Below are 21,727 nucleotides of genomic sequence, written 5' to 3' on the forward strand. Positions count from 1 at the left end.
TATAACAGGTTAAGTTCATAATTGAAGAGTTAAGGTAAGTTCATAAAAATCTCCGGGGTCATCGATTTTCAGCTGGTAGCCACTTCTATAAAATGCATCCAGGCGCAGCCGGATGTTTTGTAGGCCCACTGCTTTCCGTATGCGGGGATGTTCGTTCTTTGATTTTTTTAAGTTCCGGCTGTAAAAAGTTAACAATCCGTTCTCGTCTACTGTCAATTTCAGGACGGCGGGTGAATTAACTTCTGTCAGGTTCCCATGCTTGAACACGTTTTCAGTCAGCGTAAGCAGGATAAGGGGGATTATTTTATAGCTAGCGAAATCACCAGCCCTCTGCAAATTAAGATGTAAGGGTTCTTTGAACCGGTAGCGGTTGATCGCGATGAGGTTATCGATCTGTTCTACTTCTCTACCTAGTTTAATCTTTCCATCTTGATCTGCTTCTTCCAGACTAAACCGCATGATCTCGGACAATAGCCAGATACACTGTGCAGCATCATCGGAATATTTTTGTGTGCTGTTGTAAACAAAATTGAGCGCATTGAAAAGCATGTGCGGGTTAATCTGTTGTTGGAGGTATGCATTTCTAGACTTGGACAGTTGGGCTTCTAACGCTGCGTTATTTTTTTCAACTATCAATTGTCGTTTTTCAGCTTCTAATGCTTTCCTTTTATACTGAGTAACATATTTCGCTGAACAATAAAATATGGCCAACAAGGTGAAATATACTGCGCGAGTCAGATTCCGTGGAAGAAACTGTTTGATATATATATAAGGATCGTTTGTGGCAGGTTGGGGATTTCCCAATAAGTGATCGGCAATAGCTTTAATAATCAGGAAAAAAATAAGTAGAGCAAAATATGCTGCTACACCTTTGAAGTAATTAACCCTCGTGCCTTCTAGTGTATAACTTAATAGGTTAAGGCAGGCATAAAACAGCGTAATATTTATCGCATAATAGACAATGTATATCAGAGGCCCTTCCAGGGATCCGATATGATAGTACACAGCCAATAACTCATACACTATAAAAAGTATCCAGAATGAGGTTTGGATTACGACTGCTTTTATAGTTTGCTCGGTGAATTTTAAACTTATCAAATTTATCATGAGAATTAGTGTTTTACACACAAACTCGCTCGAATCTGTAATATAATTTATAAATAAAACATAGACTATTAAATTACTATTAAAAATTAAAATTATGATGAAAACAAGCAAACTCCCAGCAAAAAGCAAGCAATTATTTGCGGACTATGAATCTTCGAGAAAGGTTGGTAAGCGATTGGAAACAGATCCCACAACGGTGACAAATACAATCATTTCTAGTACTCATATTTTCAACCAGTAAGTAGAACCTGAGAATAATGCACCAGTAGAATATTTTACTATGCTTAAGAATGAACTGAAGGATATAGAAGAAATATTATTTGAACAGAAATATTCAGACAGCAATAGAATAGTTCAGATTGATATTGAAAAATGCTTTAGTCAAATTCATAGGGCATGGGAAAAGGTTATATTTTCCGATATACCAGAAAATAGTCTGGTGCGTTATTTTCATTATCACCTCGAGGTGATCACAAATATTTCTGATAACTTATATAGGTTAGAGATAGACGAAAAACTTATAGTTCCGCAAAGTAAGCTTTTAGAGCTTATAGACCATCTGCGAAAATATTACTCAAACTATTTCAATGAAAACGTATTGGCACCTTTAATGTATCATCAAAGGTTAATGTGCCAACTTTCCAACAGTATCAGTTATATCCGGCAAAGACTGCAGGAAAGCAACCTGAATGCTTCTCTAATTACCTGTCTCGTAAAATGGTTCGCTTTGATGTCTGAAGATACTGATATAATAAAATTTAATTTTTGCTCGCTGCATTATTTCGAATATGTTGTTAATCGATTATCTTCAATTGATTACGATTCAGAAGACGCAGAGAGATCACTTGTTTCTCTGCTTGTTCGTTCAAATTTTAATAATCTTACTTTTCTTGTTTACTACCAAGATTATGTGGGGATTGCAATTGGCGATTTGAAAGACAGTCACGAGAAACTCAGGTATTTGGTTGAGCAGAAAGCAGAAGTTTTGTCAGTTCCTGAAGTGAAAAACAAAGGTTACGATCCCTCATGGCCTTCCATAAAAACAATGATAACGGATTGGTTGCAGGAAGAGATTTTGCTGACTAAAAAATCTGCATATAATAAAAATGAAGTGGCGGTGCTCAAGATACCACTTGAAATGTCAGTCGCTCACCTTTCCTGCCTGATTCGGTTACTCTACGAAGAAAGTGTTTTCGCCACGCAGAACCTCCAGTTCATTTTCAAAGGTTTTGCCGGTTATTTTCAAAGCAAAAGACAAGTCATAATTTCGCCCGGAAGCTTGAGCAAAGAATTCTACAGTATTGATCAGCATACTGCTGCACGTGTGCGGGATCTGTTACAGCGCATGATCCAGCGGATCAACCGAAATTTTTTTCCTATGGTCTTTGCAATAAATGCAACAGTCCTTTCTTATCTAAGTACGCGCTGAGTTCGCCCAACCAGCTGTAATTAAATCCTTTTTTATTTATCAGTTGTTCAGGCAGAACAGATGTGATGTCGTTTAGCGTGCTGACATTCATGGTATCACAAGCCCTGCGAAAATTCGAACTAAAACCAAGTTTTTCGATCGGGATATCTAGTATGTCCTCCTTTTCCATATTTTATTGGTATTTGAAACATAATAAAGATACAATTTTGTTTCTTATAAGATGTATCTAATATGATGTTTCTTTTTAGAAGTACCTTTGGCGCATCATTTTGGTTTACTTTATCCTATGAGTAGAGCCAAAAACGATCAGAACAGCGAGAATATAAAGCAGGTTTTAAAATTGGTTGGCGAACGGATTCGTTTCCTTAGGGAAGCTAAAGGGGAACGCAACTATGAAAAATTTGCCCCTATGAGTAGAGCCAAAAACGATCAGAACAGCGAGCATATAAAGCAGGTTTTAAAATTGGTTGGCGAACGGATTCGTTCCCTTAGGGAAGCTAAAGGGGAGCGCAACTATGAAAAATTTGCTTTTAAACATGACCTTAACCGCACGCAGCTTTGGAGGTATGAGAATGGGGAGGATTTGAATTTTTCGTCGTTGCTCAAGGTATTATCGGCATTGGATATTAGCCTTGCGGAATTTTTCAGCGAGGGGTTCGATCAACCAACTAAGTGATCGCAGAATGATACATTGACCCGTGATGGAAAATGAGGCCACCTTGCGCATTGACAAGAGTTTTATAAAAAACATTTGAGAAAAAGTTAAAGAAGCTAATAAAGGTTCGTCTTCAGCATGAAATTTGCCGCCTTCTACCACCTAGATGGGCTTATCGAAACTGCTTAGATTGACCGAGAGGCCAATCAGTGTATCAGGTAAAGTAATGTCATATGCTTTTGCCTCTCGGTTAATTTTCCTTAAGTCTTTGTTATAACGGGTGTTAGCCAGCTTTTGGGTAATAAGGTAGCTTGAATCTTTCAAAATGCCTTATCATCTGCCACCATTCCCAAAACCTCCACGGTTTTAGTGTGAATGTTCTAAACAATGTCTTGTGAGGATTATCTGGATTTTTAAGTTTGAAACTTTCAAACTTAGATTTAGCTACATCGAAATCTTGTGTAGGTCCTCCCTGTTCTGAAAATTGAAAACTTCCATCTTTGTTTTGATAGTGATAATTTTCCTGCAGAAAATATGTAATTGGTGGTAAATTGCTGATAAAAACGATTGAGGCAATTACCAATATAAGTGTTTTAATCTTTCTTTTCATTTCATTGAATTTTACATGGTCCGTGACTTTCTGGTATTTTTCCGCCAGCCTCATTAATATCTAAATTAGGGTTTTTCGCTTTTTGTTCCCGCAAAGCACTCGCCATTCCCGCTGGCGTTTTGGCATAACCGGCGCCACCAGGTCCCCCAAGTCCAATTTGCGTGGTGGGGTCTGGTATTGGGATTCCCCCTGCCTGCCCAGCCGAATAAACGAATGCTGAGCAATTATAGTCCGTAAAGTGATAATTTTTTGGCGGGTTACTTATAAAATCGATAACTTTTTGAAAGTTTTCACCCGTTACATAATATGTCGACGAGATATTATAGGCATCAAAACCATTATCTATTATTTGCGACCTTGATGATAGCTTGTCCAGTCCAACTCCGGTTGGATAGAAGCCAACAGTTTGTGTAATGCTGTTTTCGCCACTGGTTTTGGTCAATGATATGGCGACGTGTCCAAAACTATTAGCGCCAACATTAAATGAGGTTCCAGGCTGGGGTTCTACGACGTAAACCCTTACAACGAAGGCTGCATTGGGATTGGGTATTTGTGAAAAACATTCCATCATTTCCCTGGGGTTGACCGTGTTATTGTTTTCGCCAGGTAGATTGGATGGAGGGGGCGGTGATGGTGGGGAGGCACTACCACCTCCTCCGCCTCCCTGTTGCGGTTCAGGGCTTCCACCACCGATGCCATCATAATATCCTCCTCCGCTGCCACCGTCATCAATAAAGCTGGTGGAGCAAACTTGGGTGGAGTGGACGGTAAAATCTCCTTCTGCATCAATATAGAAATCCTGTACCCATACGCAGGTTTCCACAGCCCGAAGCATAAGTTTTCCCTGAGCTCCGCGAAAGTGGGTTACATCCAGTAGTTTTTGGTTTGCATTTTGGTTGAGATCCTTTTGGGCAATTTGCCTGATTAGTCCAACGGGCTTACCACTGCTATATAGCCGGCCGCCAGTCAGGTTATAGTTGAGGTCATATTCAAATACCCTTCCGGTGAAATCGGATGCGCTTATTTTTCTTTTCGTTTGCAGGTAAATGGCCTCTGGAATAATTTCCAATATCTTTGCAGCGATCTTCTGGCGGTTTTTATCCCTTAATATTACCAGTTCCCGGTATCCTTGTTTGTAACCCTGGTAAGTAGGTTGCTCGTTCAGCAGGATCGTCCACTTGTTTCCGCTTCCGGTGCTGTTATTTCTAGCTCGTGTCCAGTCGATACTGATTTTGCTTAGGACCTTAGCGCTATCTGGTTCGATCTGATCGATGTAACCTTTGGCGTCTTCGAGGCTTAATGAAGCTTGTTGTACTGGCTTTTCTTCCGCAAGGTCGCTGTTGATAGGTTCTTTATGACATGCTGACAACAAGAAAATAATCACTGTTGTAAGTTTAAACTTTGTATTCATGAGGTTAATTTTTAAATGGAAAGCGGAGCTGTTTTTTTGGCATTTTGTGTCTGGTGACACATTTTTAGTTTCTTACGCCTGATCCGGCTTAAAGTTTCCCGGCTGATTCCAAGGTACGAGGCAATATTGGTTTGACTGGTCTGCTGTTCGATATCTGGGTATTGTTCGAGTAATTTTTCATAGCGCAGCGTTGGTGTTTGAGTACGCAGGAAAATCGCCCGTTCCTCGCTCATGATGTAATACTTTTGGGTGACAATCCTGCCCAACAGATTGCCTTGTGGGAAATCCGCGTAATAGGCGTTAAGTTGCTGCCAGCTGATCGATTGCAATTTACAGTCCTGAAGTACTTCTATGTATTCATAAGCAGGTTTCTGGGTGAAAAAACTGTATACCGAGATCATCAGGTCTCCCTTCCCCATAAACCACGTGGTGCACTCTTTGCCAAGCTCGTCGATGAAAAAAGCGCGTAGGAAACCGTTGCGGATAAAATACAATCTTCTGGAAATTTCGCCGGGTTTGAGCAGGAGGTGTTTATGGCTGAAACACTCGGTGACTACCTCTTCATTTACTCTTTTTTGCAGGGGGGCAGGAAGTGGTGCGATGAAGCTCAGCGTTTCCAATAAATCGGCTTCTTGGGGAGCTTGTTTTTGCATAGGTTGTCGATTGTGTCACAAATCAACTTTTCAGCGCCTTTACCTCATTAATATTGTCCTGTCGGAAGGATATAGGTTTTAAACGGGATTTACTTGCTTTTGTTATATGCTACCTGTTAATAGACTACTTTTTTAGCTATCGGATTGATTGCTGTTCAAATTGTTAACCTAAAATATACGATGATGTGCGTAGAAAAACTATCGGAAAAAATTTTATGCCACGGTTTTGTGCAAGGTCAGGGCAATGCATTCAATTGTAGATTTAGCGGAGAAATTACGGACGGACGGGCAACGCTTCGGACAGTCCTGGTCTGGTTTAGTATCGGCTTTACCGGGAATGGTTTTCCCGCAAAAAAACAAGGATTTATTTTACCTAACATGCCTATGAAGATACTGCTACTTTTTTATTACCCCGGTGTGCAATTGTGGCCAGTTAACGGGCAGGGGTGATTTTTACTTAATCTACTCTATTGTTATGCGTAAGAATACGTTTAAAGTTTTGCTGCGTGAGGTGCGTGGCAGGTTAAAGTTGATCTCTGGCAGGGATATTTCTCTGGTAGAGAAGTTTAGTGAGATGCTTGTAGAAATTTCCGGCTTTTTAAAGCAGGTGAAGGCTCAGGTATTGCTTGTGGGCTTTGAAACCGGTTTGGATGAGATGTACTTTTTCAAGTTTGAGAAGCCCGAGTTTTATGCATTGCAGGTGTATCATGTGGCTTTGTTTGGTTTGCTTCAGGGCAGGCCTGTAGGAGTTCCGGAACTCCTGCGTGCTTATTATCTGGATGAGCTGCGGTTTATTGAGCGGTTTTTTAAGCAGTATGCCTTTTTGTATGAGTATTACCGGTCGGGGTTTACTGAAATGGATGAGCTACTTTTTGTGCGGGGTGTGGAGGTTGGTTTTCCGCTGATGCAGGAACTGCCGGTTCTGGATGCGGAGTTTGGGACTGCCGGGGATTATTTCTTTACCAAGTTTATGGCGTATGAGGATTTACGGGAATATATTTTAGGGGAGCTGGCTGCGCTGGATGGTGAGGTGAAGGCGAATGTTGTGGTAGCTGGTAAGGCCAGGTTTGAATGGGCAGGGGAGGTGATTAATCTGGTGGAGCTGGGATATGGGATCTGGCTGTCTGGTCAGCTTGGAGGTAAGGCGGGTTTGGGGGAAATCTTCTCCTGGCTGGAGGAGAGTTTTGGGGTGGATATTGGTATTCCGGCGAATAGGTTCCGGGAGATTAAGCGGAGGAAGCGCCTGAGCCGGACGCGCTTTATGGATTTCTGTAAGGATAGGCTGTTGGAATACATGGATGAAGATGATGCCTATCGTCCGGAATCTGGTTCCAGAAAGAATGATCTGAATTGATTTTGACAACTTGCTCGAACGTATCTCTGATAGAATAATGAGGTTTTTGGTCCTTTAAACTTTTATCATCTTTCCCGATGCCATATGGCATCGGGAATTGGTGTTATGGTAAGAAAAAAAATCATTTCTATGGCAGTATTTGCCGGTTATAGTACTGGTTGGCGTTAGGGCTCGTGCCTAGGATGGATAAGGTTTTCCTGGTTGACGGGTTTGTGCATAGGGCCTGGAAGAAGCAGGAAGAAACCAAGACGTGGAATAGGTCGGCTTCTTTTTCTTGTAATTTTTGCATGGGTGATCGATTGTTTCACAGATCAACCTTTTCCAGAACTTTCACGCTATTGAAAAAAGTACTCAAGGTTCATTAGAAAGTGCGGGCGATTTACTTTACATACCAGAATTGTTGGTTGTGCCAGCAGTAAAATTACTTAGCTTTATAAGGGTGTAAATACTAAAAATCTGCATCGACTTTAAAAATCTCTTGGATGCTTTCTAAAATATTTTTGATACTTTAGTACAACAAATAGGCAGGACGATGTTAGTCCCATACATACGCTATATAAAACAATCATAAGGAACAAATGAAAACATCACGATTTCTATTAATTCCATTTACGATCATTCTGATCGTTGGCTGCAATGTTAATTTAAGAAAAACTGATAATTCGAAAAGCACTACTGTAACAAATAATGTTACCAGTTCGGACTCAATTTTGTATTCAACGAGTTTAATAGATAAGGATCTCGAGGTTAGGAAAATTGCAGTTAGCAAAATAACTTTTGAACCAAGTTTGATAGAAATAGCAACAACAGATAAAGATTCAGAGGTTAGGAAAATAGCAGTTAGCAAAATAACTTTTGAACCAAGTTTAACAGAAATAGCGAAAACAGATAAGGATCCAGACGTTAGAAAAATAGCAGTTAGCAAAATTACTTTTGAACCAAGTTTGACAGAAATAGCAATGACAGATAACGATCCTGAGATTAGAAAAATAGCGGTTAGCAAAATATCATTTGATCCAAGTCTTACGGAAATTGCCAAAACAGATAAAGACGTAGAAGTTCGGAAAATAGCAGTTGGCAAAATTACTTTTGAACCAAGTTTGACAGAAATAGCAATAACAGATAATGATCCAGAGGTTAGAAAAATAGCAGTTAGCAAAATATCCTTTGATCCAAGTCTTACTGAAATTGCCAAAACAGACAAAGACCCGGAGGTCAGGAAAATAGCTGTTAGCAAAATGTCATTTAATCCAAGTCTTACTGAAATCGCGAAAACCGATAAGGACGTAGAAGTTCGGAAAATAGCAGTCAACAAAATAACTTTTGAACCAAGTTTGACAGAAATAGCAAAAACAGATAAGGATCCAGAGGTTAGGAAAATAGCCGTTAGCAAAATGTCATTTAATCCAAGTCTTACTGAAATCGCGAAAACGGACAAGGACGCGGGGGTAAGAAAAATGGCAGTCAGTAAAATTACTTTTGAACCAAGTTTAACGGAAATAGCAAAAACGGATAAAAACCTAGAAGTAAGAAAATTGGCGTTTGAAAGACTAAGAAATTAGTTGTAAAAAGGCCCAATCAAAATTAAAATCCTTTCACTTTCATTTGATGTCCCGTGAAACAACTTTGTTAAAAATCGATGGCTCAATTAAAACGAAAGTCGTTTAATTAAGGATGCTACATCCGGTTCTATCATTACTGTAATAAATCCTATGATTTTAATATTCGGGATTGAAACTTCGTTGATTTGTAGTCGACTATGTTTACAGTTCCTAAACTAAATATGCGCAAACGTTTGTTTGCTCCGCTTTGTTGAAAGCGAGAAAAACTAGTAAATATTGGAATATTTCTAGTGTTAATGACTGTTTTTTGTATCCCATGTTGTGCATTCTCTCGAAGATTAAAGGGATTGGTAATATCTTATTAAGTTTTGATTCCTTTTTTTACAAGTTGTATGTCTTTTACTGGAAGATTTTGAAGGAAAAACTACTTTGGCTTGTCTAAACAAACGCTTGTTCTTTCTTATTTTATAATTGTTTCATGACAAATATATACTTTCGGTAAGTCAAATTAACCCGCGATGCTCGATCAACTCAAAAAAAACAACCTAAATCCCATAGGTTGTATACTAGATATATTTTTCCCTCTTTTCAAAAAAATAATACCTTTCGAACTTTATCGATATTTAGCCGTTGGTGGTATTTGTTTTCTGATTAATTTCTCAGTCTTTCATTTAACCTATTTCCTGTTGCTCGATAAGAATTCTAATGAAATGTTTTTTTTGAACAATAATATGAAATCTTTAATGGCTTCAATGAGCATCACCTTGCCGATTGGCTTTTTTTTGAACAAGAATTTTGTATTTGATAGCAGTTTGACGAAAGGAAGCTCGTTTCTTCGGTATGGTATATCTACGATTGCTTCCGTTTATTTTTCAAAGAACCTACTTGATTATCTAGTTATTTATCTTAATTGGAATTTAACACTTTCATTTTTATTCACTACAGCTAGTATTCAAACCTTAAATTACTTTTTTCAGAAAAAAGTTTCGTTTCGGAATTAATTAGTTGAAATACTTGTTCTTGTTATAACAAAAAGTGCCAATATACAGTCTAAATATGTCCTTAGAATTACTTTTACTAGTTAGGTTAGTTGTTTCGAATACAATCGGTATTCTTCACGAGCAAAACAATCACAACAATATTCGGGGTATAACAAATGTTAAAATTGGGCCTAAGAAGCTACACTTATCAGTCAATAGCATAATAAGTTTAGAAATAGATAAAGTTACCCTAAAGAGAATATAAGAAATTGCAAATGTTTTAGAAATACTTAAAAAAAAATTAATACTGTAATAATTTAAAATAACGCTTAATAAAATGAATTTAGGAGCAAATATTAGAAAAATTAGAGAATTTAGAGGAATCAAACAGCAACATATTGCAGATAAAATGAATCTTTCAATCACTAGTTACGGAAAGATCGAAAGAGATGAAATAGAAATAACACTAAAGCGGCTAAATGAAATTTCTCAAATATTAAATGTTCCTATTGTTACAATAATTAATCTCACCGATGACATATTTTCCGAGCGACAAGCTGTTAACAACTATGAAGTCGCTTCAACAGTCGAGGTATACTTTTTAAAGGAAAGAAATAGGGAGCTGATGGAAGAAAAGGGAAAGTTGCTGCTCCTTTTAGAGAAAGCGTTATCCGATAGTTAAGGCATTTATCCTCAAGCTTTCCTAAATATCTGGATTCTGTGAACATCGTTAAGACAAAAAGTTATAACAGTGATATGCGCCTCAAAACTATCAAAGAAAAAACTGTTACGCCCCAATTTTTAAAAAAAATCAGCTATTCCCTTTTCTTTTTAACAATACTGATTATAGTAAAAAGTTTAATTTTAGACATCTACCTTGTGCCTTCTCGCTCAATGGAGACTGCCATCCAAGCTAACGATATCATCATTGTTAATAAAGCTGCATATGGCATTAATATCCCTAATTCTTTGAATCAGATCGGTGTGTTAAAAGGTTTATTTAACTTACATGATATGAATATTTTACCATTCAGCAATGTATGGTTTAAATCTGATCCCCGCAGAAACGAAATTGTCTTGTTTTATTCTCCCGAGAAGGCGAAAAATAACTTGTTGGTAAAACGGTGTATTGGACTCCCAGGCGAAGTGGTTTACATTAAGAATGATTCTGTATTTATAAACAGCGTGGTTCAAAATGATCTGGGTACATACAAATTTGATTATGTAAAGAAAACTGATTTCTGGGGAATTAAGGAGCGCAGAAAAAGTCAGGACTTACGGAGCAAGGGGGGGGAACAGAATTATGTAAGACATTTTTATATCTCTGTAACAGAGCAGGAAAACTTAAATAAGAAAGGATACCGTATGATACGATTTCAACATAATACAACATTTCCTCCTGTATTTCCATCATTTAAACAAGGCGAATGGAACTATCAAAATTACGGTCCCATCAAAATTCCGAAAAAAAATGAACAGATTATACTTACAGAAAGTGTGTACAGAATATATAAAGATGTAATCAAACAATTTGAAGGAAAAGAGGTAACAAGGTCAATTTCTGGAGTGTATTATATGGATGGAAAGGCAATAAAAACTTATAAGTTTAAAAATGACTATTATTTTCTTCTTGGAGACAATAGACTCAATGCCATTGATTCTAGATATTTTGGATTTATTCCACGAATTTTAATTAAAGGTAGAGTTGAATTTATAAAATAGAAAATGAGAAAATTAACGTACAGATGGATCTCAAGATTAATATTACTATTTCTAATTCTGGGAGTATATTTTCCTATCCTAAATAATAATTTTTCAGGTAGAGATGATGGTTGGATGTTATATAATAACGCCCAGGTTTACACGCTAGATTTCACTAACGTAATTTGGATTTTTTCAAATGCTTATGGCGGTCAATTTTCCCCATTAAATACGTTATATTACAATTTAGTTTATGCATTTTGTGGATTAAACCCTTTCTGGTTCTATCTTATTGGCATTTTTATACATATTCTTAATTCGTGTTTACTCTTATTACTCCTGGAGCGAATATTAGTCCGGGCACATGTTACTGAGAACTTAAAAGGAATTTCTGAATTAAATCTAAAATATATAGCTTTCTTTACTGCCCTAATATTTGCAATTCATCCAATGCAGATAGAGGCTGTAGCATGGATTTCTGCATCAAAGATCTTATTGTTTTCATTCTTTTTTTTAGCAGGACTTAACTTTTATTTGCAGTATATAGAAAGTTCGAAAACTGTGTCTTTAATTTTCTGTTTTATTTGCTCTTTATTAGCTTTTCTGTCCAAGGAACAATCTGTGGTTTTTCCAATTTTCTTAATAATGATAGATTACTTTCTTGGTCGAAATATTCTAAAAAGAAAAATTTTCACGGAAAAAATACCATTTTTTATCTCTTCACTTCTATTCGGATTGTTAAGCATACATATTCAAAATATTGGATTCCATAAAATGCTTGAACATCATTATTATCCGTTTTCGCAAAGAGTTATACTTGCTTGTTACAGTTTTAATGAGTATATAAATAAACTATTGGCTCCAATTGCTTTACATAAATTTTATCCGTTCCCTTACAAAGTAGGTGAATCAATGCCAGTTAAGTATTGGTTCTATCCTGTTCTGTTAATCTTTTTGATTTATTATATATGGTATTGGTATAAACATAAATACAAATTTGTTTTGTTTGGCTTGGGGTTCTTTTTCTTTAATTTGATATTAACTTTACATATCATCCCACTTGGTCGCACATCAATTATAGCAGATAGATATGTATATCTTAGTACCGCCGGATTCTTTTTTGTTCCCGCAGTATTGATCGCAAAATATTATCGGAATTTTAGTTCTAAACAGAAATTAGTAGTAAAGGTTCTTATTTGCGCCTATCATTTATTGTTGATAGCTTACACTGTCCGCCGTACAATTGATTGGGTTTAATGATAGAAGGCTTCTGAAGAGAATTTTTTTAAGTAATAATGAATGGCAGTATGGAGCTTGACCCCCTGAACTCGCCACCAATATCGGGTTTGCTTCCCCGCTTTGCAATGAAATGGATAGGTGAGTATTAGTGAAATAATATGCACCTTGCCCATATATTCTCCAATTATGCATTTTAATCTTATGGCATGAAAAGAATTATATTTTATTTACTCTTTCCAAATTGATTAGGGTAATAAGATAGCGTAAACATGAAGTATTGTTGTAATACTTTTTGGCTACCTACTCTGAAACCATTACCTATATTTTCGTTAATAATACTTGTGTTTTGATGTAAAATATCCAATGCTGAAAATTTAATTTCGGCATTATTCCCTTTCAACATACGATAAACTGCACTGGCATTCCAAATAGTGTAATTAATATTTTTTGAATTTGTTGTTGTGTTTGAATTGAAATTCAGATTGGAATTAATTGTAAATCTTTTTGTCAAATTCAAACTCGAAGCAAATGCAGTAGTTTTGCCATTACCGGAATATATCGAATTGAAAGATTCCTGTTTTGAAAGGTAGGTATTTAGCGACTGGCTGAGATTAATGGCTAAATAGGTTTTATAACTGAAGTTAAGCTCCAGGGTAGTGTTCGAGTTAAAATTTTTATAGAATAAATAAACACCATTGATATAACTTGGGTATTTAGCAGTGCTTATGTTTGTTCGAACGGTGGCCTGTAATTCTCCATTTTTGAACTTTTGTACTTTACGGATGTTGCCGTTTAAACTTAAAGATTTAAATCCATCTGCATTAATGAAGTAAATCGTTCTTCGATTCTGATTATCAATAGATAGACTATCCACAATATTATTGTCTATTTTTTCTAGTCTCCCGCCAAATCCATAGTTTAACGTGTTTTTATTTTTTTGGTCGTCATGTGAAAAATTGAAGTTTATACTTCTCGAAATAGCCTGTTTTAAATTTAAATTACCCTTTACGATAGAATAAACATTTGAACTATCCACTAGCGGAGCCAATTGATAAATAGTTGGTATACTCATCATTGTATTAAAACTTAGATTCATTCTGTTGATACTTTCTCCATATTGGTTGTTTGAGTAACCAATGGAGGCATCAGGTATAAACTGGGTATAGTTCGAATTGGTATTTTGGAATGATTTATTAGAGTTACTTCTTTGTGTACGAAACTGTTGTTTAGGACTAAAACTAATTATTAAGCTTTTACTGAAGCGATTAGTTAGGGATCTATTGAAGCTCTTGCTAATTTTTAATTCGGCGAGTTCGTCCAGATTATTTGTTCGTAACTGATTGCTTAGATATGAATTGTTTTCGTACGTATTTGTAGCTGAGTTTAGGTCATTAACAACAGAATTATCTTTATCGTTTCTTATTTTAAGCTGGTTACTGAGACTGGTACTAATACCTAGTTTCTGCAAAAATGGAATTCCGATACCTGGTAAATCAGCAACGATAACTTGATCGATAGTTTCCAAATTTTTTGCTGTTTTTCGATTGTAGTTTTTATTCTCACTAGGGGTGCTATAAGAGATAAATTCTATAAGACTTAAGTAGTTGGTTTGATTATCAATCACACCGAGTTTGTAGTCAACATTCAGCCCCCCAAATATTGTTTTTGCTTTAATATTGTCCAGCGGATATTTAATACTAGTATTTAAATTAAAATTGTTTCTAACAAAATTACCGGTATTCGTTAGGTTATTTGCGCTAATTAATTCACTTAATGCATTAGTAGATCGTTGTTGCGAATTATTGTTGCTCTCCCCGTACTCCCTGGTAAATGATGGTTTTATGTAGAAAGATTTATTGTTTTCGCTCCACTGGTAGCTCAATCCGAAGTTTTGATTCGTACTTTTATTGATTTGTGAGGTATTGTTTGTATTTATAATGCTATTATCTGAATTGATAATGGTGGTAGATTTTATATCAGATGAATTATCTGTTGTTTTGTTCTGTAAAAAATAATCTACTGATAGGGTTTTTTGATTAAAGTTGTCCGGTTTTCCCCTAAAATTATAGTCATAGTTGAAACCAGTCGCATTTCCTCTAGTAATACCCAAAGCTCTGAAATTCGATTGATAATCTATATTTGTACCTGTACCCTTAAACGTACTATTTAATAACAAATCAAGTACACTAGAGGCATTTTTATTTATATTATTACTTGCACCAACAATTGCCAATTTCATTTTTGGATTAAAGAAATTGATATTCGCGTCGGATTCGTATCGCTCACGACTACCATAACCTACCCCTATTTTGCCAAAATGACCTATGTCTTTTCCTTTCTTTAATTTTAAATTAACATTTAACGTGGAATCAAGTGGGTTCTCTTTATTTATTGTTTTATATACTTGCACTTTTTCCAGCGCGTTTTTGGGGATATTTTGGAGTGCGATCCTTAAATCACCTCCGAAAAAAGTTTGCCCATTTACTCGGATATTTTTTACTTCTCTTCCGTTTACCGTCATCGTTCCGTCATCCCAAATGGTTATATCTGGAATTTTTTTCAATAAGTCTTCTACCCTGGCATTGCTGTCTAACTTGAATGCGGCAGCATTAAATTCCAAAGTGTCGCCATTCATGGTGATTGGTGGCACGGTTACTTTTACCTCATCTAAATTAATATCTTCTGGTTTAATAATAATCGTTCCCAAATCAACACTGTTTTTAGGTGATAAAATGGTGAATTTTCTTTGCGTAAAAGCATGCCCTAAGTGACTAATGTCTAATCGGAGCTGTACGCCTACTGGAAGATTGATAAAATTAAAGCCCCCGTAATTGTTTGAGGATTGGTAACTTATCAAGGTGCTGTCTACAGCCTTATAAATTGAAACAGATGCCGATTTTAAAGTATAATTATTTACGGTGTCTCTTAAAATTCCTTTTACAGCACCATTGTTATTTACCGGTACAGTTTGTTTGTTGGTGTTTTTTAATTGTGAATAAGCAGAGTTGCAGGAGAGGGCCATCAAAAAGAAAATGGCCATGCAGCGTAATTTGATCATGAGAGTTTGTTAATTTTGCTTAGGTCTTAATTGAACAATTACAGGATTACTTTTTCTGTTTTCCGTTTTAAAGTAATTGTCTAGTGCTTCAGGATAAATGACTTGTTTATTTGTATTTTGATCTTTAAAAATGAACATGGCCAATGATGGTATACTATTATATATGTACTGGTCTTTGTGGAGAAGAATGCCATAATTGGCAAAATTGAAAGTGGCTCCTTCGTCAGTGATAGGTAAGTAACTGGATAATTGGTCTGGCTCTATATTTTTTATATTGAAAAACCCATTTGTTTTTAAATTATAAATAAATGATCTGGTTTCTTTTGAACTTGATAATTGGAACCAAAGTTGATCGTAGAACTGGGATATATTCCTTAAAGCATAAATTACATCCGGATTTTCTTTAAAAAAATTATTTCTTTTCAGGTAGCCAAAATATTTTGGGTCTTCCATAAAGTTTTTTGGCAATACATTCTTTATGGGCATACTGATTTTGTATGCTAATTGTAAGCCTGGCGGCCTTACCTCAAAAATATCGAGAGCATAATCATTAGTTATAAAATAACGACTTTGAAAATTGTCTGAATTTTCCCTGTTCCCATTTGGTAAATAGTCACCACGGTGCTTGATGGAGTTTAAAGGTAAAAACTTAGCATAGATGCTATCTTTTTTAAAGAAAGCAATTTTATAAACTAAGTCTTCTTTATCGCTTTTATCAACCCAATTTAATTTATAAGCATAATCACTATTAGTAATGGAACTTGGGCTATTTTCAAGACGTTTAGTTGCAGGTTGCTTCTTTACAAAATTGGCATTTAGGTTAAAATATAGATCATAATTCCCCTTTTCAATTTGTATGAGATTTTCTCCAAGAACTTTTACAATTTTAAAGCCGCCAAATTTTGTAGTTAAATCGTTTACATCATTTTGCTTGGCCATTTTTCCTGCATCAATTTTTCCTGTAAACTTTCCATTGTTGGTGAAAATTAAGACAGAGTAGGTATCAGCATCGAAAATTATAAAGTGGTTATCAACAAAATCAAGTTTCGATATTTTTCCAAACACACTTTCTTTAGTAGTTTCTAGTGGTATGAACTTTACTTCATCAAATAATTGAGAAACAGTAGTGCCACTAGCTTTATCAGGATTAATGCGTACTAAACGCGTATTTGTACTGTCAATTTTGGATGTTTGACCAAAGGTGAGTGCCGTATATAATAAGCAGCTGATAGTTACTGAGAGTATTTTTTTTAGTATGTTCATTAATTTGTTAAATATGTACTTAATTAAATCATCAACTAAATTAGATAATTATTGATAGTTCACAAATCGTGAGATTTTGATTTGTAGCTGTCGCCTTCTGTGTATGTAGGTAATTATAGGATTAATTTTTGCCCAAAATTGACATCTACCGTTCACATTGTTAGTGTAATTAAAATCAATCTTATAGAAAAAAAACAGCTGAATTCCTTGCAATGGGACTCTGGTTAGTTATTTTCCTTTGCTTTTAATTTTTAGGTAGGCAGGATCCTACATTTATTATAATCAAGAATGTGACGGATTGTTCTATATGACATATATCCTACTACTTGATATAAAAGTAATAAAAGGTTTATCTAATATCAACTTATAAAAATTGCTTTTAGAAACGAAAAAATAGAGTTTTATAAAAAAATCAAATAGTAAAAAATGAAACAAAAATTGATTAAATCAAGTGCGATTGGATTGTTTTCAATTGCCTTAGTTTTGAGTTTGAGCTCAAACCTAACTAAAGAACTCCTGTTCGAAAAAGCGTATGCTGAGGAAACTTTTCCAGACACAACTCCTGATTGGGAGGAATCTTTTACCAGTACACAAGGGGGAATGGAGCCAGATGAACCCTTTGATAACAACATGGCTCTAAATTTAAGGACAACACATCCGGAGTGCCCTGAAAATCAATGGGCTATGGAGTATTATACGGTTACAGAAAGCTGGGGGTTTAATGCAGGAGCAGGAGCAAAGGCAAAAGCAGAGGCCTACGCCGCTGGAAAAGGGCTAAGTGGTAGTGTAACCGCAAATGCCAATGGCAGTTATAGTGTTTCTAAAGTTACAAATGGAAGTCAATTAAAGGCAACTTTCAGAAAAGCACTATGTGCATCTGGTGGTGGTACCTGTCTTTCGGATAATCCTGAATGCGTAGTTCATCTGTAGCTCTGGACTCTTACCTATATCATCGCCTTAAATAGATCTTACTGACTAAGTAATTGCAAAGCAGACAAATAATATATAGCATTTACTCTACAGTAAGCTCTAAGTTTGTTTAGGTCCTCCGGAAATATTTTAAATTGATTTAGGGGATTGTTAAAAAACTTGAAACGATTTTAGGGTTAAACGAGCACCTTTCCTTTGCCTAGCACGGATAAGGTGCTCGTGTTTGCTTTATCCTAGATTATAAGACTGGCAAAATTTACAAATCAATACGACAATAATTTTATGAATAGATTTTATATACTCCTAATCCTGATGTTCAACTTGTTTATTTTTTCATGTAAACAAAATAGTAAACATAAAATTAAGAGCATTAGGGATGTTAATAGTGAAGAAATAAAGATTGATTCAAAAGAAAAGAAGCCATTGGTTGATTTCAGCCAATTAGTAAAAGAATTACACGTGGTTAAACTTGAGACTAATTCCATGTCTTCACTTGCTGAGATTTCAAAAATTCAAATATATAAGGGTAAAATATATGTTTTTGATTTTCAGTTTATAAAAGGAGTATCTGTTTTTGACAAGACAGGAAAATTTTTGTACAGGCTTAGAAAAGTGGGAAAAGGCCCTGAGGATTATATTAATTTATTTGACGGGCAGATTAATTTAAACGGTGATATTGAACTATTAGTAAATTATGGTACAAAACTAAATATTTATGATTCTTTTGGCAAATTCAAGAGGTCGATTGCATTTCCGTTTACCGCTGTAAAATTTTCTTGCCTGGATAATGTTAGATATTTTTATTCAGAATTTATTGAGAGGAGCAAAACAAGGGAATTTGGTTATAGATTACATGAAATGCATGGGGATGGAGATGAATTTTTTCATTACCTAAAATATGAATCAACTAAAGGTAAAAAACAAGTCAATTATGTCTATAATTCAAGACCCTTTTCTAATTGTGGAGTAAACTATTTATTTAATGAAGCGTTGAATAATAACATTTATGAAGCATCAGAAAGTGGGCTCCAAATTAAATATAAGCTCAACTTTGTCAATGATAATATTTCTAAAGTTGATTTCATGACTTCCAAAAAATATTTAGATAAAATTGGATTCGCAACGAAAGAAAATTTATCATCAATAACTTCAATTTCTGAAAATGGGAAAATCGTTTTTGGATTTTATCAGCATCCTGATAGCAACAGCCGTTATTTTAAATACTTTATGTATGATAAGAAAAAACGCCGATTAATCGAAAATGGGAATGACATTTCTTTTGGTAATATAAAATATCCGCTACAACATTTTGAATTCCCGCTCTATACTACACATGATGGCTTTGCAGTGTCTCAAATAGATGCCGTTAAATTGAAAAGTGTTTTGGAGGATAAAAAACTAAGCACTGAAGATGTTAGGAAAATTGAACAGTATTTTAACATTAAAACCGATTCAATAAGAAAGGGTGATAATCCTATTTTATTATTATATAAATTCAAGTAGTCGTGAATAGTAAAAAAAACTCCAAAATTTTAGGAATAACATTGCTAATCTTTATTATTTCTGCTTGCCAATATTCTTCAAAAAAAAAAATAAACCAGGATGATATTCGCGATATGCTGATACTAAATTCAGCGTATTCCGGAAGAACGGTTATTCAAGACAGTCTGCTTTTAACTGAACTGAATGGCAATAAAACTTCAATTGAAAATTTGATAAAAAAAGGACCCACGCTCTTTTTAAGATTAACAGAGAATAATTGCAATACATGCTATGAACAAGAAATTCTAAGATTGGAGAAATTGTCAGAGTTGGTCGGAATTAATAAGATAGCTTTATTAGTATCTTTTTCAAAACAGAAATATGTTGAAATTTTTGCGAGAAACTACAACATTAAATTTCCTATTTATAACGTCAAGCTTTCAAGCTTTTATTACAATAAGATAGAGGAATTAAATCAACCCTACCTTTTTGTTCTAGATAAATCAAATGTGTGTGAAAATATATTCATACCTAATTCAAAATATGGTTCTATTTCACAAAGTTTCTATGACAAAATAAAACGACGATTAGAGTAGTTTTATAATTCATGGAAAATAAGTGACCCGTGATATATTACTGATCTCTTGTCCATGGTTTAATTAATGCTGGTGATTTTAAACAGGAGCATTTTTCTTGATTAATATGAAATTAAAGTAGCTACTAGGCTTTGCGTAATTAACAAATGGAACAATTGAATATCCTGGAGTATGCCGGAAGCAATAAATGCCTCCATTTTTCTGTACAATGCAATATTAAAAATGAATGAAAAATATTTCCAGGTATAATTTTTTTTTCACAGTTTTTATAATTTTTATAACTTTCATCTTTTGCCTACTAAATCACAAAAAAGGGCATAATTGGGGAGGAGACTTTTCATTATACATTAGGCAGGCCTCAAGTGTTCTAAATGGTACGATTGAAAACCTCGTTAAATCCAACTCATTTACAGTTCAAGAATCCTCAGATCATACATTTAGTCCTGTTACTTATCCTTGGGGTTTTCCAAGTTTGTTAACCCCTGTTTATTATTTTTCTGGATTAAACTACTCAGTGTTAAAAATATATGAAAGTATATTTTTTATAGGGTTTTTAACCGTTTTTTTCTTTTCGATACGTCGGAAGTTTAATTGGATCTATACGCTTTGCACTATTACATTGGTTGGCTTTAATTATAATTATATAAGTTATACCAACAGGGTTTTGTCGGAGTTTCCTTTTATGTTTTTCTCATTTTTGACGCTTCATTTTATTAAAAAGCTAGAAGTAGAATCAAAAACTAACTTAGGGGTACAACTTCCGGTTGCAATTGGGCTATTGATATTTTTTAGTTTTTACATTCGAACAGAGGGGATAGTACTTTTGTTCACATTATTTATAGCCCAGGCAGCAAATTTAAAAGGAAACTTGAAAGTGGATCTTTTCAATATTAAACAATGCCTTAAATTAATTATTCCGTATTTAATCTTTTTAGCTTGTTATATTTTATCTAAGGCAGTATTTCCCACAGGATTCACATCACATTTTGGGTATCGGAACCTGGTAAATCTGGATAGAACTATAACGAATGTGATTTTTTACAAAAATCAACTGGCTAGAAGTGTTTATCCTAACCTACCGGAGTGGTTTTTTTGGGCAACGATTATATTTTTTTTAAGAGGCGTTGTTTTTAGATTTCGGACCGACAAAGCATTCCTGGTTTTTCTAGCATCTATAGTCACAGTTTTTTTAGTTTGGCCGTTTCACGAAAGTAGGTATTTGTTTACTATATATCCAATCTTCATTTATTTTGTGCTGCAAGGGCTTAGAACATTTCGGCGAAGGTCAGCTTTAAGATGGATTGTTGCCTCTATAATTTTCGTATACCTTGGACTTACAATTAACCAAACATTCCAGGCCACTATAGATTCTTTTCGAAATAGAGCTGACGTTATAGATGGACCTGAATCGGGGCCTAGCCAAGAAATGTTCCGATTTATTAGAAATAGAACATCACCTTCTGATGTGATAATTTTTTTTAAGCCAAGGGTTATGAATCTCTATACCCAAAGAAATTCTTTAATGGTTTATAATGATATCGAAAATGTCCGTAGAAAAGGGAATTATCTCGTTATTTATTCAAAAGCTGGTAAGGTTTGTCAATTATTCCTAAGTCCAAAGGAAATGAGCCTTAATAGTAATTTCAAATCGATTTTTAAGAACAACGACTTCACGGTTTATAAAATATTAAATTAGA

General features: G+C 35.0%; 18 protein-coding genes. 12 read left to right on the forward strand and 6 right to left on the reverse strand.

The genetic code is table 11. The features are described 5' to 3' along the window. Positions 1-15 precede the first annotated feature (15 nt). The gene (locus tag OC25_RS17425; protein WP_039478697.1) at positions 16-1,107 is read right to left on the reverse strand and encodes a sensor histidine kinase; all 1,092 of its coding nucleotides are present in this window, start codon (positions 1,105-1,107) and stop codon (positions 16-18) included. A gap of 280 nt (positions 1,108-1,387) precedes the next feature. On the opposite strand from OC25_RS17425, the gene OC25_RS17430 reads away from it, so the two are divergent. Both OC25_RS17430 and OC25_RS17435 read left to right on the forward strand, forming a co-directional pair. Continuing rightward, entirely contained in the window at positions 1,388-2,536 is a 1,149-nt protein-coding gene (locus OC25_RS17430; protein WP_039478698.1) for a hypothetical protein, read from the forward strand. 286 nt (positions 2,537-2,822) lie between these two features. Then, positions 2,823-3,212, forward strand: coding sequence for a helix-turn-helix domain-containing protein (locus tag OC25_RS17435; RefSeq protein WP_245222043.1), 390 nt, complete (start codon positions 2,823-2,825; stop codon positions 3,210-3,212). Positions 3,213-3,474: 262 nt separating this feature from the next. Here the strand turns inward: OC25_RS17435 and OC25_RS17440 are convergent, their stop codons facing one another. From OC25_RS17440 to OC25_RS17450, 3 genes are read right to left on the reverse strand one after another with little or no spacing between them, the layout of a single operon-like run. Beyond that, positions 3,475-3,801, reverse strand: coding sequence for a hypothetical protein (locus tag OC25_RS17440; protein ID WP_039478701.1), 327 nt, complete (start codon positions 3,799-3,801; stop codon positions 3,475-3,477). A 1-nt stretch (position 3,802) separates the two neighbouring features. After that, positions 3,803-5,212 carry a hypothetical protein gene (locus OC25_RS17445; RefSeq protein ID WP_039478702.1) on the reverse strand — a complete coding sequence of 470 codons (1,410 nt, stop codon included), beginning with the start codon at positions 5,210-5,212 and terminating at the stop codon, positions 3,803-3,805. Between the two features lie 11 nt (positions 5,213-5,223). Next, a complete protein-coding gene (locus OC25_RS17450) occupies positions 5,224-5,865 on the reverse strand; it encodes a Crp/Fnr family transcriptional regulator (protein ID WP_052266282.1) in 642 nt (213 codons plus the stop codon). A 475-nt stretch (positions 5,866-6,340) separates the two neighbouring features. Here OC25_RS17450 and OC25_RS17460 point away from each other — a divergent pair, with 475 nt between their 5' ends. The 6 genes from OC25_RS17460 (at position 6,341) to OC25_RS17485 (ending at position 12,719) form a co-directional block, all read left to right on the forward strand. Beyond that, positions 6,341-7,219, forward strand: a complete 879-nt coding sequence (locus OC25_RS17460) for an RteC domain-containing protein (protein WP_039478708.1) — start codon at positions 6,341-6,343, stop codon at positions 7,217-7,219. Between the two features lie 578 nt (positions 7,220-7,797). Continuing rightward, a complete protein-coding gene (locus tag OC25_RS17465; protein WP_039478711.1) occupies positions 7,798-8,781 on the forward strand; it encodes a hypothetical protein in 984 nt (327 codons plus the stop codon). Between the two features lie 518 nt (positions 8,782-9,299). Next, complete coding sequence (locus OC25_RS28545) at positions 9,300-9,782, forward strand: GtrA family protein (protein WP_039478713.1); 483 nt, start codon at positions 9,300-9,302, stop codon at positions 9,780-9,782. Positions 9,783-10,098: 316 nt separating this feature from the next. Continuing rightward, positions 10,099-10,443, forward strand: coding sequence for a helix-turn-helix domain-containing protein (locus tag OC25_RS27010; protein ID WP_052266283.1), 345 nt, complete (start codon positions 10,099-10,101; stop codon positions 10,441-10,443). Positions 10,444-10,517: 74 nt separating this feature from the next. Beyond that, on the forward strand, positions 10,518-11,483 hold the full coding sequence (lepB, locus tag OC25_RS17480) for a signal peptidase I (protein ID WP_156131512.1): 966 nt from the start codon (positions 10,518-10,520) through the stop codon (positions 11,481-11,483). A 3-nt stretch (positions 11,484-11,486) separates the two neighbouring features. Continuing rightward, complete coding sequence (locus tag OC25_RS17485) at positions 11,487-12,719, forward strand: hypothetical protein (RefSeq protein ID WP_052266284.1); 1,233 nt, start codon at positions 11,487-11,489, stop codon at positions 12,717-12,719. Positions 12,720-12,924: 205 nt separating this feature from the next. Here OC25_RS17485 and OC25_RS17490 read toward each other — a convergent pair whose 3' ends face one another. Both OC25_RS17490 and OC25_RS17495 read right to left on the reverse strand, forming a co-directional pair. Beyond that, positions 12,925-15,759 (reverse strand): outer membrane beta-barrel protein, encoded by a 2,835-nt coding sequence (locus OC25_RS17490; protein WP_039478719.1) that lies wholly within the window; start codon positions 15,757-15,759, stop codon positions 12,925-12,927. Positions 15,760-15,768: 9 nt separating this feature from the next. Beyond that, entirely contained in the window at positions 15,769-17,022 is a 1,254-nt protein-coding gene (locus tag OC25_RS17495) for a 6-bladed beta-propeller (protein WP_039478721.1), read from the reverse strand. Between the two features lie 426 nt (positions 17,023-17,448). On the opposite strand from OC25_RS17495, the gene OC25_RS17500 reads away from it, so the two are divergent. From OC25_RS17500 to OC25_RS17515, 4 genes are all read left to right on the forward strand, one after another. After that, a complete protein-coding gene (locus OC25_RS17500) occupies positions 17,449-17,952 on the forward strand; it encodes a hypothetical protein (protein WP_039478723.1) in 504 nt (167 codons plus the stop codon). A gap of 282 nt (positions 17,953-18,234) precedes the next feature. Then, a complete protein-coding gene (locus tag OC25_RS17505) occupies positions 18,235-19,455 on the forward strand; it encodes a 6-bladed beta-propeller (protein ID WP_039478725.1) in 1,221 nt (406 codons plus the stop codon). 2 nt (positions 19,456-19,457) lie between these two features. Further along, positions 19,458-20,030 (forward strand): hypothetical protein, encoded by a 573-nt coding sequence (locus tag OC25_RS17510; RefSeq protein WP_039478727.1) that lies wholly within the window; start codon positions 19,458-19,460, stop codon positions 20,028-20,030. A gap of 226 nt (positions 20,031-20,256) precedes the next feature. Then, positions 20,257-21,726: a hypothetical protein gene (locus tag OC25_RS17515; RefSeq protein WP_039478728.1), complete on the forward strand. Its 1,470-nt coding sequence runs from the start codon at positions 20,257-20,259 to the stop codon at positions 21,724-21,726. Position 21,727 lies beyond the last annotated feature (1 nt).

This window comes from Pedobacter kyungheensis, from assembly GCF_000812965.1.
Lineage (GTDB): Bacteria > Bacteroidota > Bacteroidia > Sphingobacteriales > Sphingobacteriaceae > Pedobacter > Pedobacter kyungheensis.